Raw genomic sequence first — 17,366 nt, forward strand, 5'->3', positions numbered from 1 at the left:
CCCTCTTCCTGGGCCAGGGCTTTGATGGACTCCTCCATGTAAGGCTCTCCCTCCTCCACGACCAGGACGCGTTCGCAGTCTTTGAGAAAGCCTTTGACCAGGTTTCCGGGCATTGGATGGGAGAAGCCCAGGCGCAGGATTCGGGTCCTGTTCTTGATGTTCAGGGCTGCTACGGCGTCTACGGCATAATTGTAGCTGACGCCGTTGCAGACGATGCCCCAGGATCCGTCGCCTTCGATCGTGTTGATTGCTGATGTGTCGGCGATCTTGCGTGCCTGTTCCCACCTATCCAGCAGGCGTACATGGAGTTTTCTGGAGACAGCCGGCACGCAAACATATCGAAGAGGATCCTTGGTGAAGTCCCCATTGGGGACACGGGGTTTCAGAGGGCCCAGGGTGACGACGCCGTTGGAATGGTTGACCCGGGTGGTTGTCCGGAAAATCACGGGTTCGCCCAGGGTTTCCGACAAGTCGAATGCATAAGGGACCATCTCCTTGGCCTCCTCGACGGATGAGGGTTCCACCATTGGAAGTCCGGAGAGTTTGGCGTAGTAACGGGTGTCCTGTTCGTTCTGGCTCGAAAACATGAATGGATCGTCAGCGACCACGATGACCATGCCGGCCTTTACACCAATATAGGCGAGGGTCATCAGCACATCCGATGCGACGTTCAGGCCGACGTGCTTCATCATGCACATGGCGCGGACGTTTGCGTTGGCCGCTGCCGCCGCGACCTCGAGAGCGACCTTCTCGTTGGTGCTGTATTCGAAATAGAGATCGGTCTCCTGGGATATCTGGAAAAGATTGGCGGAAATTTCCGAAGAGGGCGTGCCCGGATAGGTGCTGGCAAAAGCCAGTCCGGCTTCGACGGCTCCTCTGGCGATGGCGTCGTTGCCCAGGAGAAGCATTTTCCGGCCGGGTTCATCGGTTAATAATCTGTGCATCTTCACTTTCCTTCAAAATTAATGGATTGGTGTTGCCTTGCCATTCACCTGAATGACCACCCAGCGCATTTTTCGGCAAACACGCGCGATGGGCTTGATTTTTTTTGCAAAGCCGCAAAAAGCGGCAATTTGTAATTCTTATCTCAGCATACTTGAGGTGTAAAGATCTTTTTCAGCCGAACAGGTTGTTGAAAACACTTTACAAAGCTGAATTCATGATTTATAGAATCGGTTTGATACAATACTTGGATTGCTGATAACGGTGAACATAGCCCGATACGAGGATACAAAGTGGACCCTCGCAGGATACTTGTAATCGCCACCCGGAATCAAGGCAAAACAGCAGAAATTCGCGATATTTTGCGGGATTTCCCGGTGGAAATCAAAAATTTGGATGATTTTGGTCCGATCCCCGAAATCGAAGAAGACGGTGAAACCTTCGACGATAATGCCTACAAAAAGGCGAGTTTCACTGCCAGGGTATTGGGCTTTCCGGCCCTTGCGGATGATTCGGGCCTCGTAGTGGCGGCTCTGGACGGCAGACCGGGTATCCATTCCGCCCGATACGGAGGGGCGGGCATCACCGACAGGGAACGATGCGAAAAGCTGCTGGCGGAACTCGAGGGCGCGGCAAATCGAAAAGCGGCGTTTGAATGCGTTATTTCCATCGCGGTGCCGTCCGGACCGGCGCTGACTTACGAGGGGCGTTGCGAAGGGGAGATCGCCCGGTCCCCTGACGGCGTCAATGGATTCGGATATGACCCGGTGTTCTATTATCCGCCCATGGGCAAAACCTTCGCCCGGCTGACCCGAGAGGAAAAGAACCGTGTCAGTCACCGGGGAAAAGCCTTGATGGAGGTCCGTGAAGAATTCGACAAGATATTGAAATGGATCGATATCCATATGCCGGCTCCCGAAAGGGTCGGTTGTCGGGCCGATACTTCGTCGACCCGGTAAAAGATGTATTCGTAAAAAATCGATGCCCATGCGGTCCCGAAAAAGGTTCGAGATCAAGGCTTCTGAGTTCCGAAAAACAGGGTGGTCTAACGGTGTGGCGTCCAGACGGTGGATGCGCGCGAAGCAACCATCGGGTTTTTACGGAGCCGTCAATAAATGACGATACGATAACGATTTGACCAGTGAAGGCGGGGAGAGATGGCGTACAGAAAACAGCTTGACGACATGTTACGTAATCATGGTGATTTAAGACGAAATCCGGACCGAAGAGCGGCCATACGGGATGCCGTTGCGCGAAGGGAAGCCTTTGTCGCGGCGAACGGCTGCCTGGCCACCTGGACCCCTGCCGATTCCACGGGTCGTGCACCCATGGACACCATGATTGTTCGTCGTCCCGACACGGACGGAAATATCGATTGGGATTCTCCCAACAATCTGCCCATCGACGCCGAGACCTTCGACATGCTCTGGAAGGACGCCCTGACCGTTCTCGGACGGAAAAAGACGCTTTACATCACCGACCGGGTCGTGGGCGCCGACGCGTCCTATGCCCTTCCCGTACAGACGATCACCGATCGCTCCCTTACCGCGCTGTTCACGCTGAACATGTTCCGCGCGGTTCCCGCCGATATTCAAAACAGCATTTTCGCCGAAAAAGGGTTTACCCTCGTGGTTCTGCCCTACGACAAGATCGACGGCTCCCGCTATGAGGGACGGTTGAGAAAACTCAAGAACGGCCGGGTTTCCCATATGGCCATCATCATGGACTTTTCGAAGCGATTGGGCCTGGTTTATGGATCCGCTTACGGCGGCAGTGTGAAAAAATTGATTTTCACAGTGATGAACTATTACCTGCCCCTGGAGAATATCCTGCCCATCCACTGCTCTGCCAATGAAAATGCGCATGGTGATCTGAGTCTGTTTCTGGGGCTTTCGGGGACCGGTAAAACAACCCTCTCGGCCGCTCCCGGCCGTGCGCTTCTGGGGGATGACGAGCACGGGTGGAGCGAGAACGGAATCGCCAATTTCGAGAACGGATGCTACGCCAAGCTCATCGATCTCAATCCCGAAAAAGAACCGGAAATCTTTCAGGCCGTGTTCCATGAGGACGACTACCTCAACCACGGCGCCATCGTGGAAAACGCCATGATGTACCCGAACGGCTGCTTCGATCTGTGCGATGACCGCCTGACGCCCAATAGCCGGGCCTCCTATCCCCTTCGTTTTCTGAGCAACATCAAGCCTTCGTCCACCGGGAATCACCCAAGCAATATCATTTTTCTTACCGCCGACGCCAACGGCGTCATTCCACCGGTGTCCCGACTGAATTCCGCTCAGGCCATGCTCTGGTTCCTGATGGGATATACGAGCAAACTGGCTGGAACCGAAACCGGCATCGTCGATCCGGTATCCACCTTCTCCCGCTTCTTCGGCCAGCCGTTCATGCCGTGTCTTCCCCATATCTACTCCGATCTGCTCGGTTTGAAAATGCGGGAACATCGCACGAATGTCTACCTCATCAACACCGGATGGAGCGGTGGCCCGTACGGCATAGGCCAACGAATGGACATCACCATGACCCGCGCCATGGTGAACGCCGCACTTGACGGAAAGCTCCAGGACGTGGAATACCGCGAAGACGCTCTTTTTCATCTGGAGGTCCCCCTTTCCTGTCCCGACGTTCCAGCGGAGATTTTGACGCCGGAGCACACCTGGGCGGACAAGGCTGATTACCACAAGCGCGCATTGAAGCTTTCCTGGGAATTCAGTGATTATTTCAACAAGGCGTACGGCAACAAAAACATCGATCCGGATGTCCGAAAGGAGTGCCCCGGAAAGTAATATTCAGCCGATCTCAGAGCGTGCCAGGGAAACCGGGGGGAGTTTCACCCGGTTTCTTTGTTGGGCGACTGCGCGCCGTGCGTGATGGAACGAACCGACAGGGATGGGCACCGGGTAAAGCGATTTGAACGCTCCGATAGTCAAGATGGTTTTCAGCCCCCGCATGCTGGTGGCCTTTCTGATGGGATTTTCCTGCGGGATGCCCCTGCTGTTGACGATCACCGTACTGCAGGCATGGATGAAGGAAGAGGGGGTCGATCTGTCCGTGATCGGACTGATGGCGCTGGTCGGCCTTCCTTACACGGTCAAATTTTTATGGGCGCCTTTCCTGGACCGCTACAGTCTGCCTTTTCTGGGGCGCCGACGGGGATGGCTTCTGGTGGCCCAGGCAGCCTTGGCCCTGGCGCTGGTGGTATTGGGCCTGACCCGACCGGCGACGCATCCCTGGCTGGTGGCTTTCGCGGCATTCTGGGTGACCTTTTTCAGCGCCACCCAGGACATTGTCGTCGATGCCTATCGCCGTGAGGACCTGTCGGACAACGAACTGGGACTGGGCTCCTCCCTTTATATCAACGGCTACCGGGTCGGCATGCTGCTGGCCTCGGGTGGTGGGCTGATCATGGCCGACTACATGTCGTTCTCCATGGTGTACTGCATCATGGCCCTCTGCATGGCCCCCGGCATTTTGACCACCTTGCTGGCTCGAGAGCCGGAGGTTGTCGATATCCCCCCCAAAAGTCTCAGGTCCGCCGTAGTGGATCCCTTGATCGAGTATTTCAGCAGGGAGAACGCCGTCTGGATACTGGCTTTTGTCCTCTTTTACAAAATAGGGGACACTATGGCTCTGGCAATGACCACGCCGTTTTATCTGGATGTGGGGTTCACCAAAACGGAAATCGGCACCGTAGTGAAACTCTTCGGTTTCTGGGCTACCATCGGCGGTAGTCTCGTGGGGGGCATCATTATGCTCCGTTTGGGCATCAACCGCTCTCTCTGGATCTTTGGCATTTTTCAAATGGTTTCCATTTTGGGATTTGCGGCGCTTGCCCGGGTCGGCTACAGTTTGCCGGCTCTGTCGGGGGTCATCGTTTTCGAGAACCTGAGCGGTGGTATGGGGACGGCCGCCTATGCCGCTTTTATGGCGAGCATCACCAATAAAAAATTTACGGCCACCCAGTACGCCCTGCTCAGCAGTCTTATGGGAATTCCCAGGGTCATGGCCGCGGCGCCCACCGGATTTCTCGCCGCACGCCTGGGATGGGAGGGATTTTTCATATTCTGCACCGTCATGGCCGTCCCGGGAATGTTGCTGCTGCTCAAATTTGCACCTTATCGGGCGGAGCGTTGATACCCGCGGCCCGCATTGACAAGTTTGATTCCGTGCGTACCATTGATCTATGCGAAATGAAGTGATCCATGAATGAAATCAAAGAGATCATCACCCCGGCAACCCGCCTTCGCGAGCTGGCGCAGCGGCGTACCGAAATTCTTTCCATGCCCCCGGAGAACGCCCGCAACGCCATCTTGGAGAGTCCTCAGCCTGCTGCCCTGGTGCATTCCATCCGTGAAGAGGATTTCTATTTCTTGATCCACGATATCGGCGTGGAAGACGCTCTGGAGTTGCTGGGCCTTGCGTCCGACCGGCAATGGGACTTCATCCTGGATATGGGCATGTGGGAAAAAGATCGGATTTCCATGCCCGATTGGACCCGATGGCTCAACCGCCTCATGAAGGCCGATCCCCATCGGTTGGTGAGATGGATTTCCGAAGAGCGCGCTGCGGATTTCGAATACTATCTCTACAGAAACATTCAGTTGGCCGTCCGCGAACACGATCAGGATCCGTCGGATTTCGGGGAGGGATTTCATACCTATGACGATACGTTGTATGTGAAGTTTGGGAAAACCCTATATGATCCGGAGAGAAAGCCCGACGCCATCGAGGAGAGGGATGCCTTTCTGGATGAATTCCTCTTCCGACTTGCTGCGGATGATCACATCCTTTATTATAATCTCCTGGTGGAATCCCAGGCTGTGATTCCCGCGGAATATGAAGAGGAGGCCTATCGTCTGCGCAATATCCGGATGGATGAAAAGGGGTTCAAGCCCTTTGAAGAGGCTGTCGGCATATACCAACCGCTTTCGACGGACAATTTTTTCAGGGGGCGGCAAAAGCGTTATCCGGTCAGATCTCTTTCGGGGGAGGGCGATGCACCGTTTTATCCTTTCAATATAATGGCCCCGGACAGTCTTTTTGCCCGCGGTCTGGAATTTCTGGGCGACTGGCAATGGCATGCAAGCCTTCGAAATGAGTTCGCCGGGCTCTGCAACCGAATTGTTTCGGCCGATCGGCAGCCGGTTGAAGAGCGCGAAGCGCTTCGGTCCGTCGTTAAAAAGGTTTGCGGATATGTCAGTATCGGAATTGCCGCGCTGACGGACCGGAACGACCCCTCCCCGGGCCGGGCCGCGATGCTGATCCGACAATATCCTATGGAGGATATCTTCAGGGTCGGTTACGGCAAGGCTCTCGATCTCAAATGGCGGGCCGAACGGTGGCGAAAGGAGAGTTGGGCTGAAGAGCATGGGCTTCCCTTGAGCTTCTGGGGAGAGGCCTGGCTGGGGGTTATTGGAGGGCTTCTCATACGTCGACCGCTCTTTTTTGATAATTATCGAACGGGGGTTCTCTATCGGGAATTCCATACCATGGCGGATATCACGGCGACCCGGAAAGTGCTGGATCAGGTGATCGCCCTGGATGAACTTTTCGGGCTGATGGAGGGGGTTGCCTTCCGGTTTCCGCGCCGGATGCTGACCTGGCAGCAGCTATTGCTGACCCTGTGGGCCCGCTGGTCCACCGGATACGACGGCGATCGTCTCGCCATGCCCCTGTCGACCTTCATACCTTTCTACCGGGAGCTTTGGGAAGGCAGTCTGCCCTCGCGAAGAATCAGCGATGCTGCAAGGGAGCGGTTCTTGAAATGGCTCGCCCATGCCGCGCGCCTGGATGCCTATGTTCTGTCCAGCAAGTTCCGGGAGACTCTGGAGGCGCTGTTTGACGCTGTGGAAAATGAATACCAGGCGGTTTCGGAAGTGCATCTCGATCCCAGACATATCCATTTATTCATGTTGACTTGACAAGATGCCAAAATTGTTTTTAAACAAATGTTTTATACTCAACTTTCGACTTTCATAGGCCGGTGCCGGGAGGATACGGCCCGCGCCCCACGCGGTTTCGTTCAAGTGCCGCTAAAGCTTGCTCCGGGCGGCCCGGAAACTCGCTGCGCTCAAACAGTCCGGGCCGCTGATCCGCCGCGGCGCTTAAGCGGCACTAAAACTCACCGCTGAAGGGGCGCGGGCCGTATCCTCCCGGCACCGCTTTCCGGTTACCATCATGAAAGTCGAAAGTCGAAAGTTGAATTTTATATATGTACGAAGGAAACGAGGGAGAAACGAATGCCGATTTATGAATTTAAATGTTTGGAGTGCAACGAGTATTTTGAAATCCTGGTCACCCGCACCGACGAAGCGGTAGACATGGCCTGTCCAAAGTGCCGGGCCCAGAATTTTGAGCGGGTCATGAGCACGACCAACTACGCCATGGCCGCCGGCGGGGCGTCTGCCGGTGTCAAGGCCCAGACCCGTCAATGCTCGAGCGGATCCTGCACCACCTACGAAGTTCCCGGAATGACGCGCTGAGCCTCCGGGGGCACGAGAAATCCGGATTCAATCGGAAACGGCAATCTGAACCGATATGACATCACCGGTACCTGTTTATATTGAAACCTTCAGGAGAGGGGATCTCGACGAGCGAGTCGAAACGGCCCGACGCCGAATGGCGTGCTGTACCCTTTGCCCGAGAACCTGCCGGGTAGACCGCCTTGCCGGAGATACCGGCATCTGTAAAACCGGGCCCAGAGCCTGGGTGTCGAGCTGCGGACCCCATTTTGGGGAAGAGAGGCCCCTGACGGGAACGGGCGGATCCGGAACGATTTTTTTCACCCATTGCAATCTACTCTGCCTTTTCTGCCAGAATTTCGACATCAGCCACGGGAATGCGGGAGATCCGACCGGGACTGAAGCGCTTGCCCGTATGATGCTGTCCCTGCAGGAGGCCGGATGTCATAACATCAACCTGGTGACGCCGTCTCATGTCGTTCCCCAGATTCTGGCGGCACTGAAGCCGGCGATCGAAGGCGGCCTCTCTCTGCCCCTGATTTACAACAGCAGCGGTTACGACAGCGTGGAGACCCTGAAGCTGCTTGACGGTGTTGTCGACATCTATATGCCCGATTTTAAATTCTGGTCTCCCGACCTTGCCCGACGGGCGTGCCGTGCCCCCGATTATCCGGATGTCGCCCGGAAAGCGCTGATTGAAATGCACCGTCAGGTCGGGGATCTCGTCATCGACGAAGGCGGTATCGCTCGTCGCGGCCTTCTGGTGCGCCATCTGGTGCTTCCCGGAGGGCTTGCCGATACCGACAAGGTCATGGGGTTCATTGCCGATCGTATCTCTCCGAACACCTATGTCAATATCATGCCCCAGTACCGACCCTGCGGTCGGGCCGCCGAAGTCGAAGGGCTTGGACGCTTTCCGTCCCGAAGCGATTTCATCGACGCGCTGAAAGCCGCTCGGGCTGCCGGCATTACCCGGCTTGACGAACCCCGTCGCGTTTTTCTGGTGGCATGACACAATGGGAAATATTTATGCCGTCGGCGATATTCACGGTTGTCTTGACAAGCTCGAGCAATTGTTCGCGAAAATCGACCCCGATCCAATGCGGGATCAGCTGATTTTCCTGGGCGACTACATCGATCGGGGGCCGTCGTCCTATGAGGTGGTGGCGTATTTGATCTCGCTCAAAAAGCGGATGCCCGACACCGTTTTTCTGAAGGGAAACCACGAAGAGATGTTTCTTCAATACCTTTCCGGGATCGAGCGCCACCTGTTTCTCACAAACGGCGGCAAGGCGACGCTGGACAGCTATATGAAAAACAAGGCCTGCGCAGACGAAAGTCTCATCCCGCCGGATCATCTCCAATTTTTTTCGGCACTCGGTCTTTATTATCAGACCGGGGACTATATCTTCGTCCATGCGGGGTTGAGGGAAGGGGTCCCTCTGGAATCGCAGAAGTCCGAAGATTTGCTCTGGATACGCGATGCTTTCATTGCTTCCGATTATGATTTCGGCAAGCGGGTTGTTTTCGGCCACACGCCGTTCAGCATTCCACTGGTTCAGCCCAACAAAATCGGCGTCGACACGGGGGCCGTGTACGGCAACCGCCTGACCTGTGTCAAATTGCCGGAAATCGTATTTTTTCATGTCTGATGTGGCTGGGATCTGATATGGATGCCCTTTCGGCTTCAGATCAGGCGTTTTGGAAGACCTTGTTTTGTGCATGAAGGAGGAAAAATGATGATGAAGAGGTTTACGCCGACAATTGTCATTCTGTTGATGTTCATGAGCGGTACGGCCCTGGCCGAACGGATGACGGTCAATGTTTCCATGGCGAATGTCCGCTCCGGCCCCGGCAACGAACACGGAATCCTGTGGAAGCTTGAAAAATATCATCCCGTCGAAATCCTCAAAAAGCAGGATGTCTGGTATTATTTCGAGGATTTCGAAAACGACAAAGGATGGATTCACAAAAGTCTCCTTACCGGCGAACCTTCGGTCATTGTCGTAAAGGATCGCTGCAACATCCGCTCCGGCCCCGGCACCCAATACGAAATCGTTTTCACCGTTGAAAAAGGCGTGCCGTTCAAAGTGCTCAAGAAAGAGGGCGAATGGATAAGCATTGTTCATGCGGACGGTGACAAAGGATGGGTCCACAAGAATCTGGTCTGGTGACATATGCCGGACTTTCCTTCATTCAGAGAAAAGGACAATATGTTTCGAGCCAATTCGGACTGCGGTGTGGTTGTGGGTATTGGATCCGCGCTGGTGGATATTCTGGTGCATGAAGCGGAGGATTTTGTCGAAAAGGCGGGAGCTGTAAAAGGCGGCATGGCCTATGTGGATAACCGCGTCATCGATGACATCCTCATGCGGGTATCGAAAGCGCCCTTTTTCGTTTCCGGGGGATCGGCCTGCAATACGGTGATCGGCGTCGGGCGACTCGGAGGCCGGGCCCGCTTTGTGGGAAAGAGCGGGAATGGAAATCTGGCCGGTCTTTTTGAGTCGGACCTCAAAAACAACAATGTTGAGCCCCTTCTTTTCAAATCGACCGCTCTCACCGGGAGGGTACTTTCCATCATCACGCCGGATGCCCAACGGTCCATGCTGACCTATCTGGGGGCATCGGCCGAGGCCGCTCCTTCGGATATCACGACGGCATGCTTCAACGACGCGGCGGTCGTCCACGTCGAAGGGTACCTGCTGTTCAACAAAGCGCTCATCCTGTCGGCCCTGGACACAGCGAAACAGGTGGGCGCACGAATATCCCTGGATCTGGCCAGCTTTACCGTCGTCAGGGAATCGAAGGCTTTTTTGGCGGATATCGTGAAACAGTATGTCGATATTCTGATTGCCAACGAAGATGAAGCTCAGGCGTTTACGGGTTACACGGATGAAAAGGACGCGGTCAAATCCCTGGCCCAGAACTGTGATATTGCCGTTTTGAAACTGGGGGAACGGGGCAGTCTGATCGCTCATGACGGCGACATTCTGGAGATTGCTCCCAGGCTTGACGCGCCGGCGGTGGATACCACCGGAGCCGGCGACCTCTGGGCATCAGGGTTTCTGTATGGTCTGGTCAACGGGCTGCCTCTGGAGAAAAGCGGTGAACTGGGATCGCTGTGCGGCTACGAGGTTTGTCGGGTCATCGGCGCCAAAATTTCCGATGAAGGTTGGCAGAGAATAAAGGCCGCCATGGGGAGCGAATTTTCAGTTGACCTTTTTCCGACGGATATTTCCGGAAAAGGGATCTCGGATCCGCCTGAGGCGTTTTGTCACCCTTGAAAAGGGAACTCGACTTTCGACTTTCATAGGCCGGTGCCGGTCACCATCATGAAAGTCGAAAATTGAGATGGGAATACGTATTTCTTTTTTGAACGGATGCGAATGAGGAGGATGGATGGCAAAAAAGGCCAAGAATCGGAAGGAGCTGCTCAAAAAACCCGATGAATTTCTCACTTTTTCGGGAAAACTCCTGGCGACGATCATCAAATACAAGGTTTACGCCGTCAGCGGACTGATACTCCTCCTGGCTGTTGTCATGCTCATATCGGGCATCAATTACATGGGCAATCGGGCCGAAAACCAGGCGTTCGTTCTGCTGGAAAAAGGGATGGCGGATTACGACAGGATTCTTGCCGACGACGGGCCGGAAAAGGCCTATCAGGTCGCAAAAAATCAGTTTCAGCCGTTGTTCGAAGAATACGCCCAAAAGGATGCCGGCCGGTTGGCTCGTATCGTGTATGCCGGCATGGCCTACGACGCCGGTGATTTCGACACCGCCATCACACTTTACCAGGGAGCGCTCGATGATATCGGCGCCTATCCGGGATTGAAACCGTTTATCCTCGGCGGATTGGGACGGACATATCTTGCCCAAAAGGCGTATGCGTCGGCAGCTCGACAATTTGAAACCATTATCCAGGGGAGCGATCCCGTACTGAAAGAGGATGCATATCTGAATCTTGGGTTGATCTATGACCGGATGGGAAAAACGGAGAAGCGATCGGAGATTTTAAGTCGATTTATAGCGGAATATCCCGATTCGACCTTTGTCGGCATGGTAAAGGAAAAGCTGGCCAACAGCTGATTTCCGATGAAAAAGCCGTGGCCCGATTCCCGGAAGTCTTCGGGATCGGGCTATTTTTTTGTGCCGACGTCCAGGTTGTACTTCTTGATCTTTTGATTCAGACCGCTTTTTCCGATACCGAGCATTTTTGCCGCATGCGCCTGGACGTTGTTTGAGAGCATCAGCGCCCGGCTGATCAAGGCTTTCTCGATATCGGCCAGGGTTTCGGCCAGATTTGCGTTGGTGGGAATATCGTTGATTTTCAGGGTGCTGTAAGCATTGGTCTGGAAGCTTCTGGGCAGATCGGATACACGGATCGTGTCTCCCGGACAAAGGATCATCGCCCTTTCGATGACGTTTTCAAGCTCCCGGATATTGCCGGGCCAATGGTATTCATAAAAAAGGCGCTCCACCTCCTGGTCGATTCCCTTGATCGGGATATCCACATTTCTCTCGTCGGCGTACTTGTCGATAAAATGTTGAACCAGCAAGCGGATGTCTTCGGTCCGCTCCCTCAGGGGAGGGAGCGTCAAGTGAAGCACGTTCAGGCGGTAAAAAAGGTCCTCACGAAAATTCCCCTTGGCGACCTCTTGTTTAAGCTGTTTGTTGGTGGCGGCGATGATGCGGATATCCGCAACGATGGGCTTGATGCCGCCGACCCTTTCGAAGGACTTCTCCTGAAGCACCCGGAGCAGTTTGACCTGAAGGCTATGGGAGAGCTCGCCGATTTCGTCCAGGAAGATCGTTCCCCGGTCCGCGAGTTCGAACCTTCCCTTCTTCATCGACATGGCCCCGGTAAAAGCGCCTTTTTCATGCCCGAAAAGTTCGCTCTCCAGAAGGCTTTCAGAGAGTGCGGAACAATTGACGGGAATGAAGGGTTCGTTTCGCCGCGGGCTGTTGAAATGAATGGATTTCGCCACCAATTCCTTTCCCGTGCCGTTCTCTCCTTCAATCAAAACCGTGGCCGTGGCCGGCGCGATTTTTTCAATCGTCGCGAAGACGGCCTGCATCGACTTGCTTTTGCCGATAATGTTTCCAAAGCGATAGCGGGATTCGATGCTGTTCCTCAAATGCCTGTTTTCTTTGACGATCCGGAACATCTCAATGGCCTTGTTGACATAGATAATCAGGTTCTCGTTTTCAAAAGGCTTGAGAATGTAATTATAGGCCCCCTTCTGCATGGCTTCGACCGCTTTTTCAACAGTCCCGTAAGCGGTCATCATGATGACCGGCAGATCCGGATCCTTCTCCTTGATGCTTTCGAGCAGTTCAATGCCGTCCATCCCAGGCATCTTCATGTCCGTGATCACGAGGTCGATGTCCGCATTCTCCAATATGTTGACGGCGTCGTTGCCGCTGTTGGCGGTAAGGGTTTCAAAGCCCTCTTCTTCCAGGATTGCGCTCAGAATGAGGGTATAGTTTTTTTCGTCGTCGACGATCAGAATCGTTTCCATGTTACATAGCCCTGTTGACCGGCAGCTGGATAGTGACCTGGGCCCCATAGATCGGTCGGTTTTCGATGTGGATGCTCCCATTGTGGGCTTCGATGATATTTTTCACGATGCCGAGTCCAAGCCCTGTGCCGGTCTCCTTGGTGGTAAAGAAGGGATCCCAGATTTTTTCCAGGATCTCCTGAGGTATGCCCTTGCCCTTGTCTTTAAAGATGATGTTTACCGTTTCGCCGGCGGATTCGATATCGACATGAATTTCACCGCCGCCGGGCATGGCCTGCATGGAATTGATCAAGATGTTCAGAAAAACCTGATATATCATGCCTGAATCCGCCTGAATGGGCGGGATATCGCCATTGTATCGCTTTTTAATGATATAGCCCTGAGCCTCGAGCTCCGGGTCCAGAAAGGTGATGTTTTTCTCGAGAATCTCATCGACCCTGCAGGGGGCGAAATTGGGGGGATGGGGTTTTGCGTAATTGAGGAAGTCCGTGATGATGCTGTTGAGGCGATTGGCCTCTTCGACGATAACGTCGGGGATGGTGTTCATGGGGGCGGTTTTGTCCATTTTCTTCTTCAGCAATTCGGCGGAACTTCGAATGATGCCCAAAGGGTTTCTGATTTCATGGGAAATTCCCGCAACCATTTCACCAAGGGAAGACAGGCGTTCCGCACGACTCAGTTGTTCCTTCAGCCGTATTCTTTCGAGCGTGCGCTGCTGGATGATCCCTTCCCCCTTTTTGACGACGAAAATCAGGATCACGAGCAGAATCATCATCACCACGGCACAGGAGATGATGATACGGATCTGGAATCGGAAGATGGTTTTATAGTCCTCTGAAAGATCCTGAACGATTTCGACGACGCCGAGAATTTCGCCGGATATGGGGGTCAGAGGCCGGGCCTCCCGTAACGGCGCAAAGGTAATCACCTGGATCTTCTGGGGCATTCCCAACAGTTTTTCCCAGAAATTTCCTTCTTGAACCAGTTTGAAGGTGTATTGACCGTTCAGGGCCTTCAGGTATCCCTCTCCCCCCAGATCTTTTTTCCCTACCAGATCCGGATCAAAGCTGTAGGATATGATGTTCTTTTGGGTGTCATAAAGATTGACGAGATCCACCTTGAAGCTGTGAAAGGTGTTTCTGACGACTTTGTCCATCAGGTGAAACTGCTTTTTATCGCTGAGCTGGATTTTTCCGAAAAGGTAAAATACAGGCACCTGGAACTGCGTGTATATCTGATGGTTAAGATTTTCAATGAGTAGACGGGCATAATCCTGGCTTTTCTTGAACTGAAGCGTCCTTGCCCAGTGTATGTTCAGAAAGCAGAGAATCACCGTTCCCAGAAAGATGGCAATCAGACTCGTAAATGTAAAGTATTTTACAAGACGAAACGGTTTCGATTTTTCTTCAAAAGACCTTGGCGCCATCAATTGTCACATGTCCGTTGGAATCAATGTGTTCACAGGCCGTATCTTTCCGGTCACCATCATGAACGTCGAATGTTGAACTGTTGATTCATTGCGTTTTAACACCATGATGGTTGACCAGGGTGCCGGAAAATAGGATCCGGAGCAATTGTTTTGGATCGGGAATGTGTTTTTTATTGACATAGCCTTATAATAATTGTTATAAAATTTTATCGGAGAAAATCATTCGTCCGAATGACCGCGGCTCATTGGCGTCCGTCCCCTGGGCATCTCCCGAACCGATTTCCTCCCAGACCTGAAGCGCATATCGTTTCGGGGGATATTGGGGTTTACCGTTCAGTTGTTGACCGGGTTGACGGATGTCTGTCAACTGCCGAGCCATCGTCCGGAGAACAACCCTAATTGATATGCGTTGATATTTCAACAAGGATTTGTTTGTTTCAACAGCATCGACCGAAACGTGAATTCCCCTTGAGGGCTTCATTGAATGAATCACGAAATAACTTTTAGAATAGGGTAACAATGTGTCCGATGCTGTTCCTTTGACGACATGCTTCCTGCAACGGGCGGATATTGATTCACCCAAACGGCAACAGAGAGTTTGATTATGTTATTTGGGAAAAAGAAGAACATCATCGGCATCGATATCGGCTCCCGAACCATCAAGGTTGCAGAGGTCGAAGAAAATAAAAAGGGACGGACGATCAGAAAATTCGGCATGATCGATATCGCACCGGGTCTGATCGAGGAGGGCGCCGTCAAAAATCCGCAAGCTGTCGCCTATCTCATCCGTCAGTTGTTCAATTCTCAGAAAATCAAGGCAAACAACGTTGCCGTCTCCATTGGAGGGTATTCCACCATTGTCAAGAACATCAGTGTTCCGGTCATGGACGAAGCGCAGCTGCAGGAGATGATCCAATTCGAAGCCGAACAGTATATCCCTTTCGACATCAACGATGTCAATCTCGATTTTCAGATTATCGGAGAAAACGACATAAATCCCAATCAGATGAATGTTCTTCTGGTGGCGGCCAAAAAGGAGATGATAAACGATTACGTCAATCTGGTTCAGATGGCCGGCCTCAACCCCTGTATCATCGATGTCGATGCCTTCGCCCTCCAAAATATATATGAAATAAACTATGAAGATAATGGGGAAAATGTTGCGCTGATCGATATCGGGGCCAACAAGACAACACTCAATATCCTCAAGGAAAATTTCTCGGTTTTCATGAGAGACGTTTCCATGGGATGCCGGCAGATCAGTACTAAAATCATTCCTCTCGCCGACTGCACCCTGGAGGAGGCGGAAGGGATGTATCACAATGAAGAGACAGACAAGATTCCCGACAAGGAGATCATAGAGATCGTTTCATCGGTCGTCACCTCGTGGTGTACTGAAATCGGTCGCGCGCTCGATTTTTTTTATTCCACCTATCCCGGGGATCAGATCCCCAGGATCATTCTGAGCGGCGGTGGCGCAAAAATAAAGAAGTTCAGGGATCTTCTCGCCGCGGAAACCTCTTCCGAGGTTGAGATTATTCAACCTTTCAAGAAATTTTCCATCAGCGGCGATTTCGACCCTTCCTATCTTGAGCAGGTTGCCCCGCAGGCCGCCATCAGCCTTGGATTGGCCATCAGAAAGATTGACGACAAATGATACGGATTAATCTACTCCCATTCCGAAACGCACGGCAGAAGGAAGATATTAGAAAGCAAATGTCTGTTTTCCTGCTTTTGATTCTTTTCCTTCTCATCCCCCTCTTCTGGTACAACAGCCGATTGAGCGGGAAGATCGAGGCCCTGGACAGCCAGATTGACTATACCCGAAAGGATATCGTCAAGTACAAAAAAATTGCCATGGAATCTGAAGCTATCCAAAAGAAAATCGACGTATTGAAGACCAAACTCAAGATTATCGACAATCTTGAAAAAAGCCGGAAAACAGCTTTTCTCATTATGGATACGATGACGGATACGGTTGTCGAAAAGAAGATGTGGTTCAGTCGTCTCGAGGCCATGGAAAAGGAAGTCCTGCCGCCAACACCCCGAAATACCAAAAGAGGCAGACAAAAAAGCAAAAAAAATCAGGCAGAGGCTCCCGTCGTCGAGGTCAACAGTCCGGAAATCGATATCAAGATCGACGGCATCGCTCTTGACAACCAGACAGTGGCGGACTTCATGACACGGCTTGAGAATGCCGATATATTCACGGATATCCGGTTAATCAATCTCAGCCTGGAAAACTTCAAACAGGGAAAAGATCAGGAAGATATCAACCTGAGGAATTTTCAGGTCTACTGCAAAGGGATTCCCGAAAAAGCGGAGGCGAAGAAAGATCCGTCATGAACAGGATAAGCCCCCCATCAACGGCATTTTTAGACCCATATCTCGAAAAGATCGGCAGATTATCAAAATTCCAACGGATTCTGATCTGCGTGGCGACGCTGGTCTTCATCATCGCTCCGGTCGTCTATTTCCTCTACATTCCCAAGCATGAGCAGATTGGCATCCTGGAGGACGAATATGAATCCCTCTCCAGGGAATTGCGCCAATATCAAAAAAAGGCCAAATCGTTAAAAAAATACAGAGCCGAGGCAAAGGCGATCGAGGCGGACTTCGAGAAAGCCCGGCAGGCGCTTCCCGAGAACGAAGAGATTCCATCCTTGCTGAAGAACATATCCCGTGCGGGTCAGGATGCCGGATTGGAATTTTTTCAATTCAGGCCCGAAAGAGAGAGCACCGTCGGATTTTATGCCCGGATTCCCGTCTCCATGAAATTCAAGGGCTCCTATCATGAAGTCCTGGATTTCTTTTACAGAGTCTCAAAACTCTCTCGTATCGTCAACATCAAGGACATCAGGATGAGTTCCACCAAACTCCGCAAGCAAAAAGGAGAAAACGATTGGGAGCAGCTGGACGTCTCCTGCACCTCCCTGACCTACAAATTTGTAGATAAAACCCCTCAAGCCGCTACCGAAACCCGCAAACCATAATTGA

16 protein-coding genes (1 of these 16 running past the window's edge) are annotated in these 17,366 nt (G+C 52.7%); 13 read left to right on the forward strand and 3 right to left on the reverse strand.

Going from position 1 to position 17,366, the window contains the following annotated elements; translation table 11 throughout:
* Positions 1–944, reverse strand: the 5' portion of a protein-coding gene (gene iorA, locus dmul_RS00660) for an indolepyruvate ferredoxin oxidoreductase subunit alpha (RefSeq protein ID WP_020875464.1). Its footprint begins 907 nt before the window's first position; the window shows 944 of its 1,851 coding nt (coding positions 1–944); it begins with the start codon at positions 942–944; the stop codon falls past the left edge of the window.
* A gap of 291 nt (positions 945–1,235) precedes the next feature.
* Here iorA and dmul_RS00665 point away from each other — a divergent pair, with 291 nt between their 5' ends.
* From dmul_RS00665 to dmul_RS00710, 10 genes are all read left to right on the forward strand, one after another.
* Positions 1,236–1,901, forward strand: coding sequence for an XTP/dITP diphosphatase (locus dmul_RS00665; RefSeq protein ID WP_020875463.1), 666 nt, complete (start codon positions 1,236–1,238; stop codon positions 1,899–1,901).
* 198 nt (positions 1,902–2,099) lie between these two features.
* Positions 2,100–3,743: a phosphoenolpyruvate carboxykinase (ATP) gene (locus dmul_RS00670; protein ID WP_020875462.1), complete on the forward strand. Its 1,644-nt coding sequence runs from the start codon at positions 2,100–2,102 to the stop codon at positions 3,741–3,743.
* A gap of 124 nt (positions 3,744–3,867) precedes the next feature.
* Complete coding sequence (locus tag dmul_RS00675; protein ID WP_234979210.1) at positions 3,868–5,091, forward strand: AmpG family muropeptide MFS transporter; 1,224 nt, start codon at positions 3,868–3,870, stop codon at positions 5,089–5,091.
* Positions 5,092–5,159: 68 nt separating this feature from the next.
* Entirely contained in the window at positions 5,160–6,878 is a 1,719-nt protein-coding gene (locus tag dmul_RS00680) for a DUF6178 family protein (protein ID WP_020875460.1), read from the forward strand.
* A gap of 318 nt (positions 6,879–7,196) precedes the next feature.
* Positions 7,197–7,439, forward strand: a complete 243-nt coding sequence (locus dmul_RS00685) for an FmdB family zinc ribbon protein (protein ID WP_020876767.1) — start codon at positions 7,197–7,199, stop codon at positions 7,437–7,439.
* 55 nt (positions 7,440–7,494) lie between these two features.
* On the forward strand, positions 7,495–8,430 hold the full coding sequence (locus tag dmul_RS00690; protein WP_020876766.1) for a radical SAM protein: 936 nt from the start codon (positions 7,495–7,497) through the stop codon (positions 8,428–8,430).
* 4 nt (positions 8,431–8,434) lie between these two features.
* The gene (locus dmul_RS00695) at positions 8,435–9,070 is read left to right on the forward strand and encodes a metallophosphoesterase family protein (RefSeq protein ID WP_020876765.1); all 636 of its coding nucleotides are present in this window, start codon (positions 8,435–8,437) and stop codon (positions 9,068–9,070) included.
* A gap of 84 nt (positions 9,071–9,154) precedes the next feature.
* Positions 9,155–9,592 (forward strand): SH3 domain-containing protein, encoded by a 438-nt coding sequence (locus dmul_RS00700; RefSeq protein ID WP_020876764.1) that lies wholly within the window; start codon positions 9,155–9,157, stop codon positions 9,590–9,592.
* 39 nt (positions 9,593–9,631) lie between these two features.
* Positions 9,632–10,702 carry an adenosine kinase gene (locus tag dmul_RS00705; RefSeq protein WP_020876763.1) on the forward strand — a complete coding sequence of 357 codons (1,071 nt, stop codon included), beginning with the start codon at positions 9,632–9,634 and terminating at the stop codon, positions 10,700–10,702.
* 115 nt (positions 10,703–10,817) lie between these two features.
* Positions 10,818–11,507, forward strand: coding sequence for a tetratricopeptide repeat protein (locus tag dmul_RS00710; protein ID WP_020876762.1), 690 nt, complete (start codon positions 10,818–10,820; stop codon positions 11,505–11,507).
* Positions 11,508–11,557: 50 nt separating this feature from the next.
* Here dmul_RS00710 and dmul_RS00715 read toward each other — a convergent pair whose 3' ends face one another.
* Complete coding sequence (locus tag dmul_RS00715; protein ID WP_020876761.1) at positions 11,558–12,940, reverse strand: sigma-54-dependent transcriptional regulator; 1,383 nt, start codon at positions 12,938–12,940, stop codon at positions 11,558–11,560.
* Position 12,941: 1 nt separating this feature from the next.
* The gene (locus tag dmul_RS00720) at positions 12,942–14,366 is read right to left on the reverse strand and encodes a two-component system sensor histidine kinase NtrB (RefSeq protein ID WP_020876760.1); all 1,425 of its coding nucleotides are present in this window, start codon (positions 14,364–14,366) and stop codon (positions 12,942–12,944) included.
* Between the two features lie 607 nt (positions 14,367–14,973).
* Between dmul_RS00720 and pilM the strand changes: the two genes are divergently transcribed.
* The 3 genes from pilM to dmul_RS00735 are packed head-to-tail and all read left to right on the forward strand — an operon-like array spanning position 14,974 to position 17,362.
* The gene (gene pilM, locus dmul_RS00725; RefSeq protein WP_020876759.1) at positions 14,974–16,026 is read left to right on the forward strand and encodes a type IV pilus biogenesis protein PilM; all 1,053 of its coding nucleotides are present in this window, start codon (positions 14,974–14,976) and stop codon (positions 16,024–16,026) included.
* A gap of 59 nt (positions 16,027–16,085) precedes the next feature.
* A complete protein-coding gene (locus tag dmul_RS00730; RefSeq protein WP_040415085.1) occupies positions 16,086–16,715 on the forward strand; it encodes a PilN domain-containing protein in 630 nt (209 codons plus the stop codon).
* On the forward strand, positions 16,712–17,362 hold the full coding sequence (locus dmul_RS00735; RefSeq protein WP_020876757.1) for a type IV pilus inner membrane component PilO: 651 nt from the start codon (positions 16,712–16,714) through the stop codon (positions 17,360–17,362). Before dmul_RS00730 ends, dmul_RS00735 begins: the two co-directional genes overlap by 4 nt.
* The last annotated feature ends 4 nt before the right edge of the window (positions 17,363–17,366 follow it).

Origin of the sequence: Desulfococcus multivorans (genome assembly GCF_001854245.1) — a bacterium.
Lineage (GTDB): Bacteria > Desulfobacterota > Desulfobacteria > Desulfobacterales > Desulfococcaceae > Desulfococcus > Desulfococcus multivorans.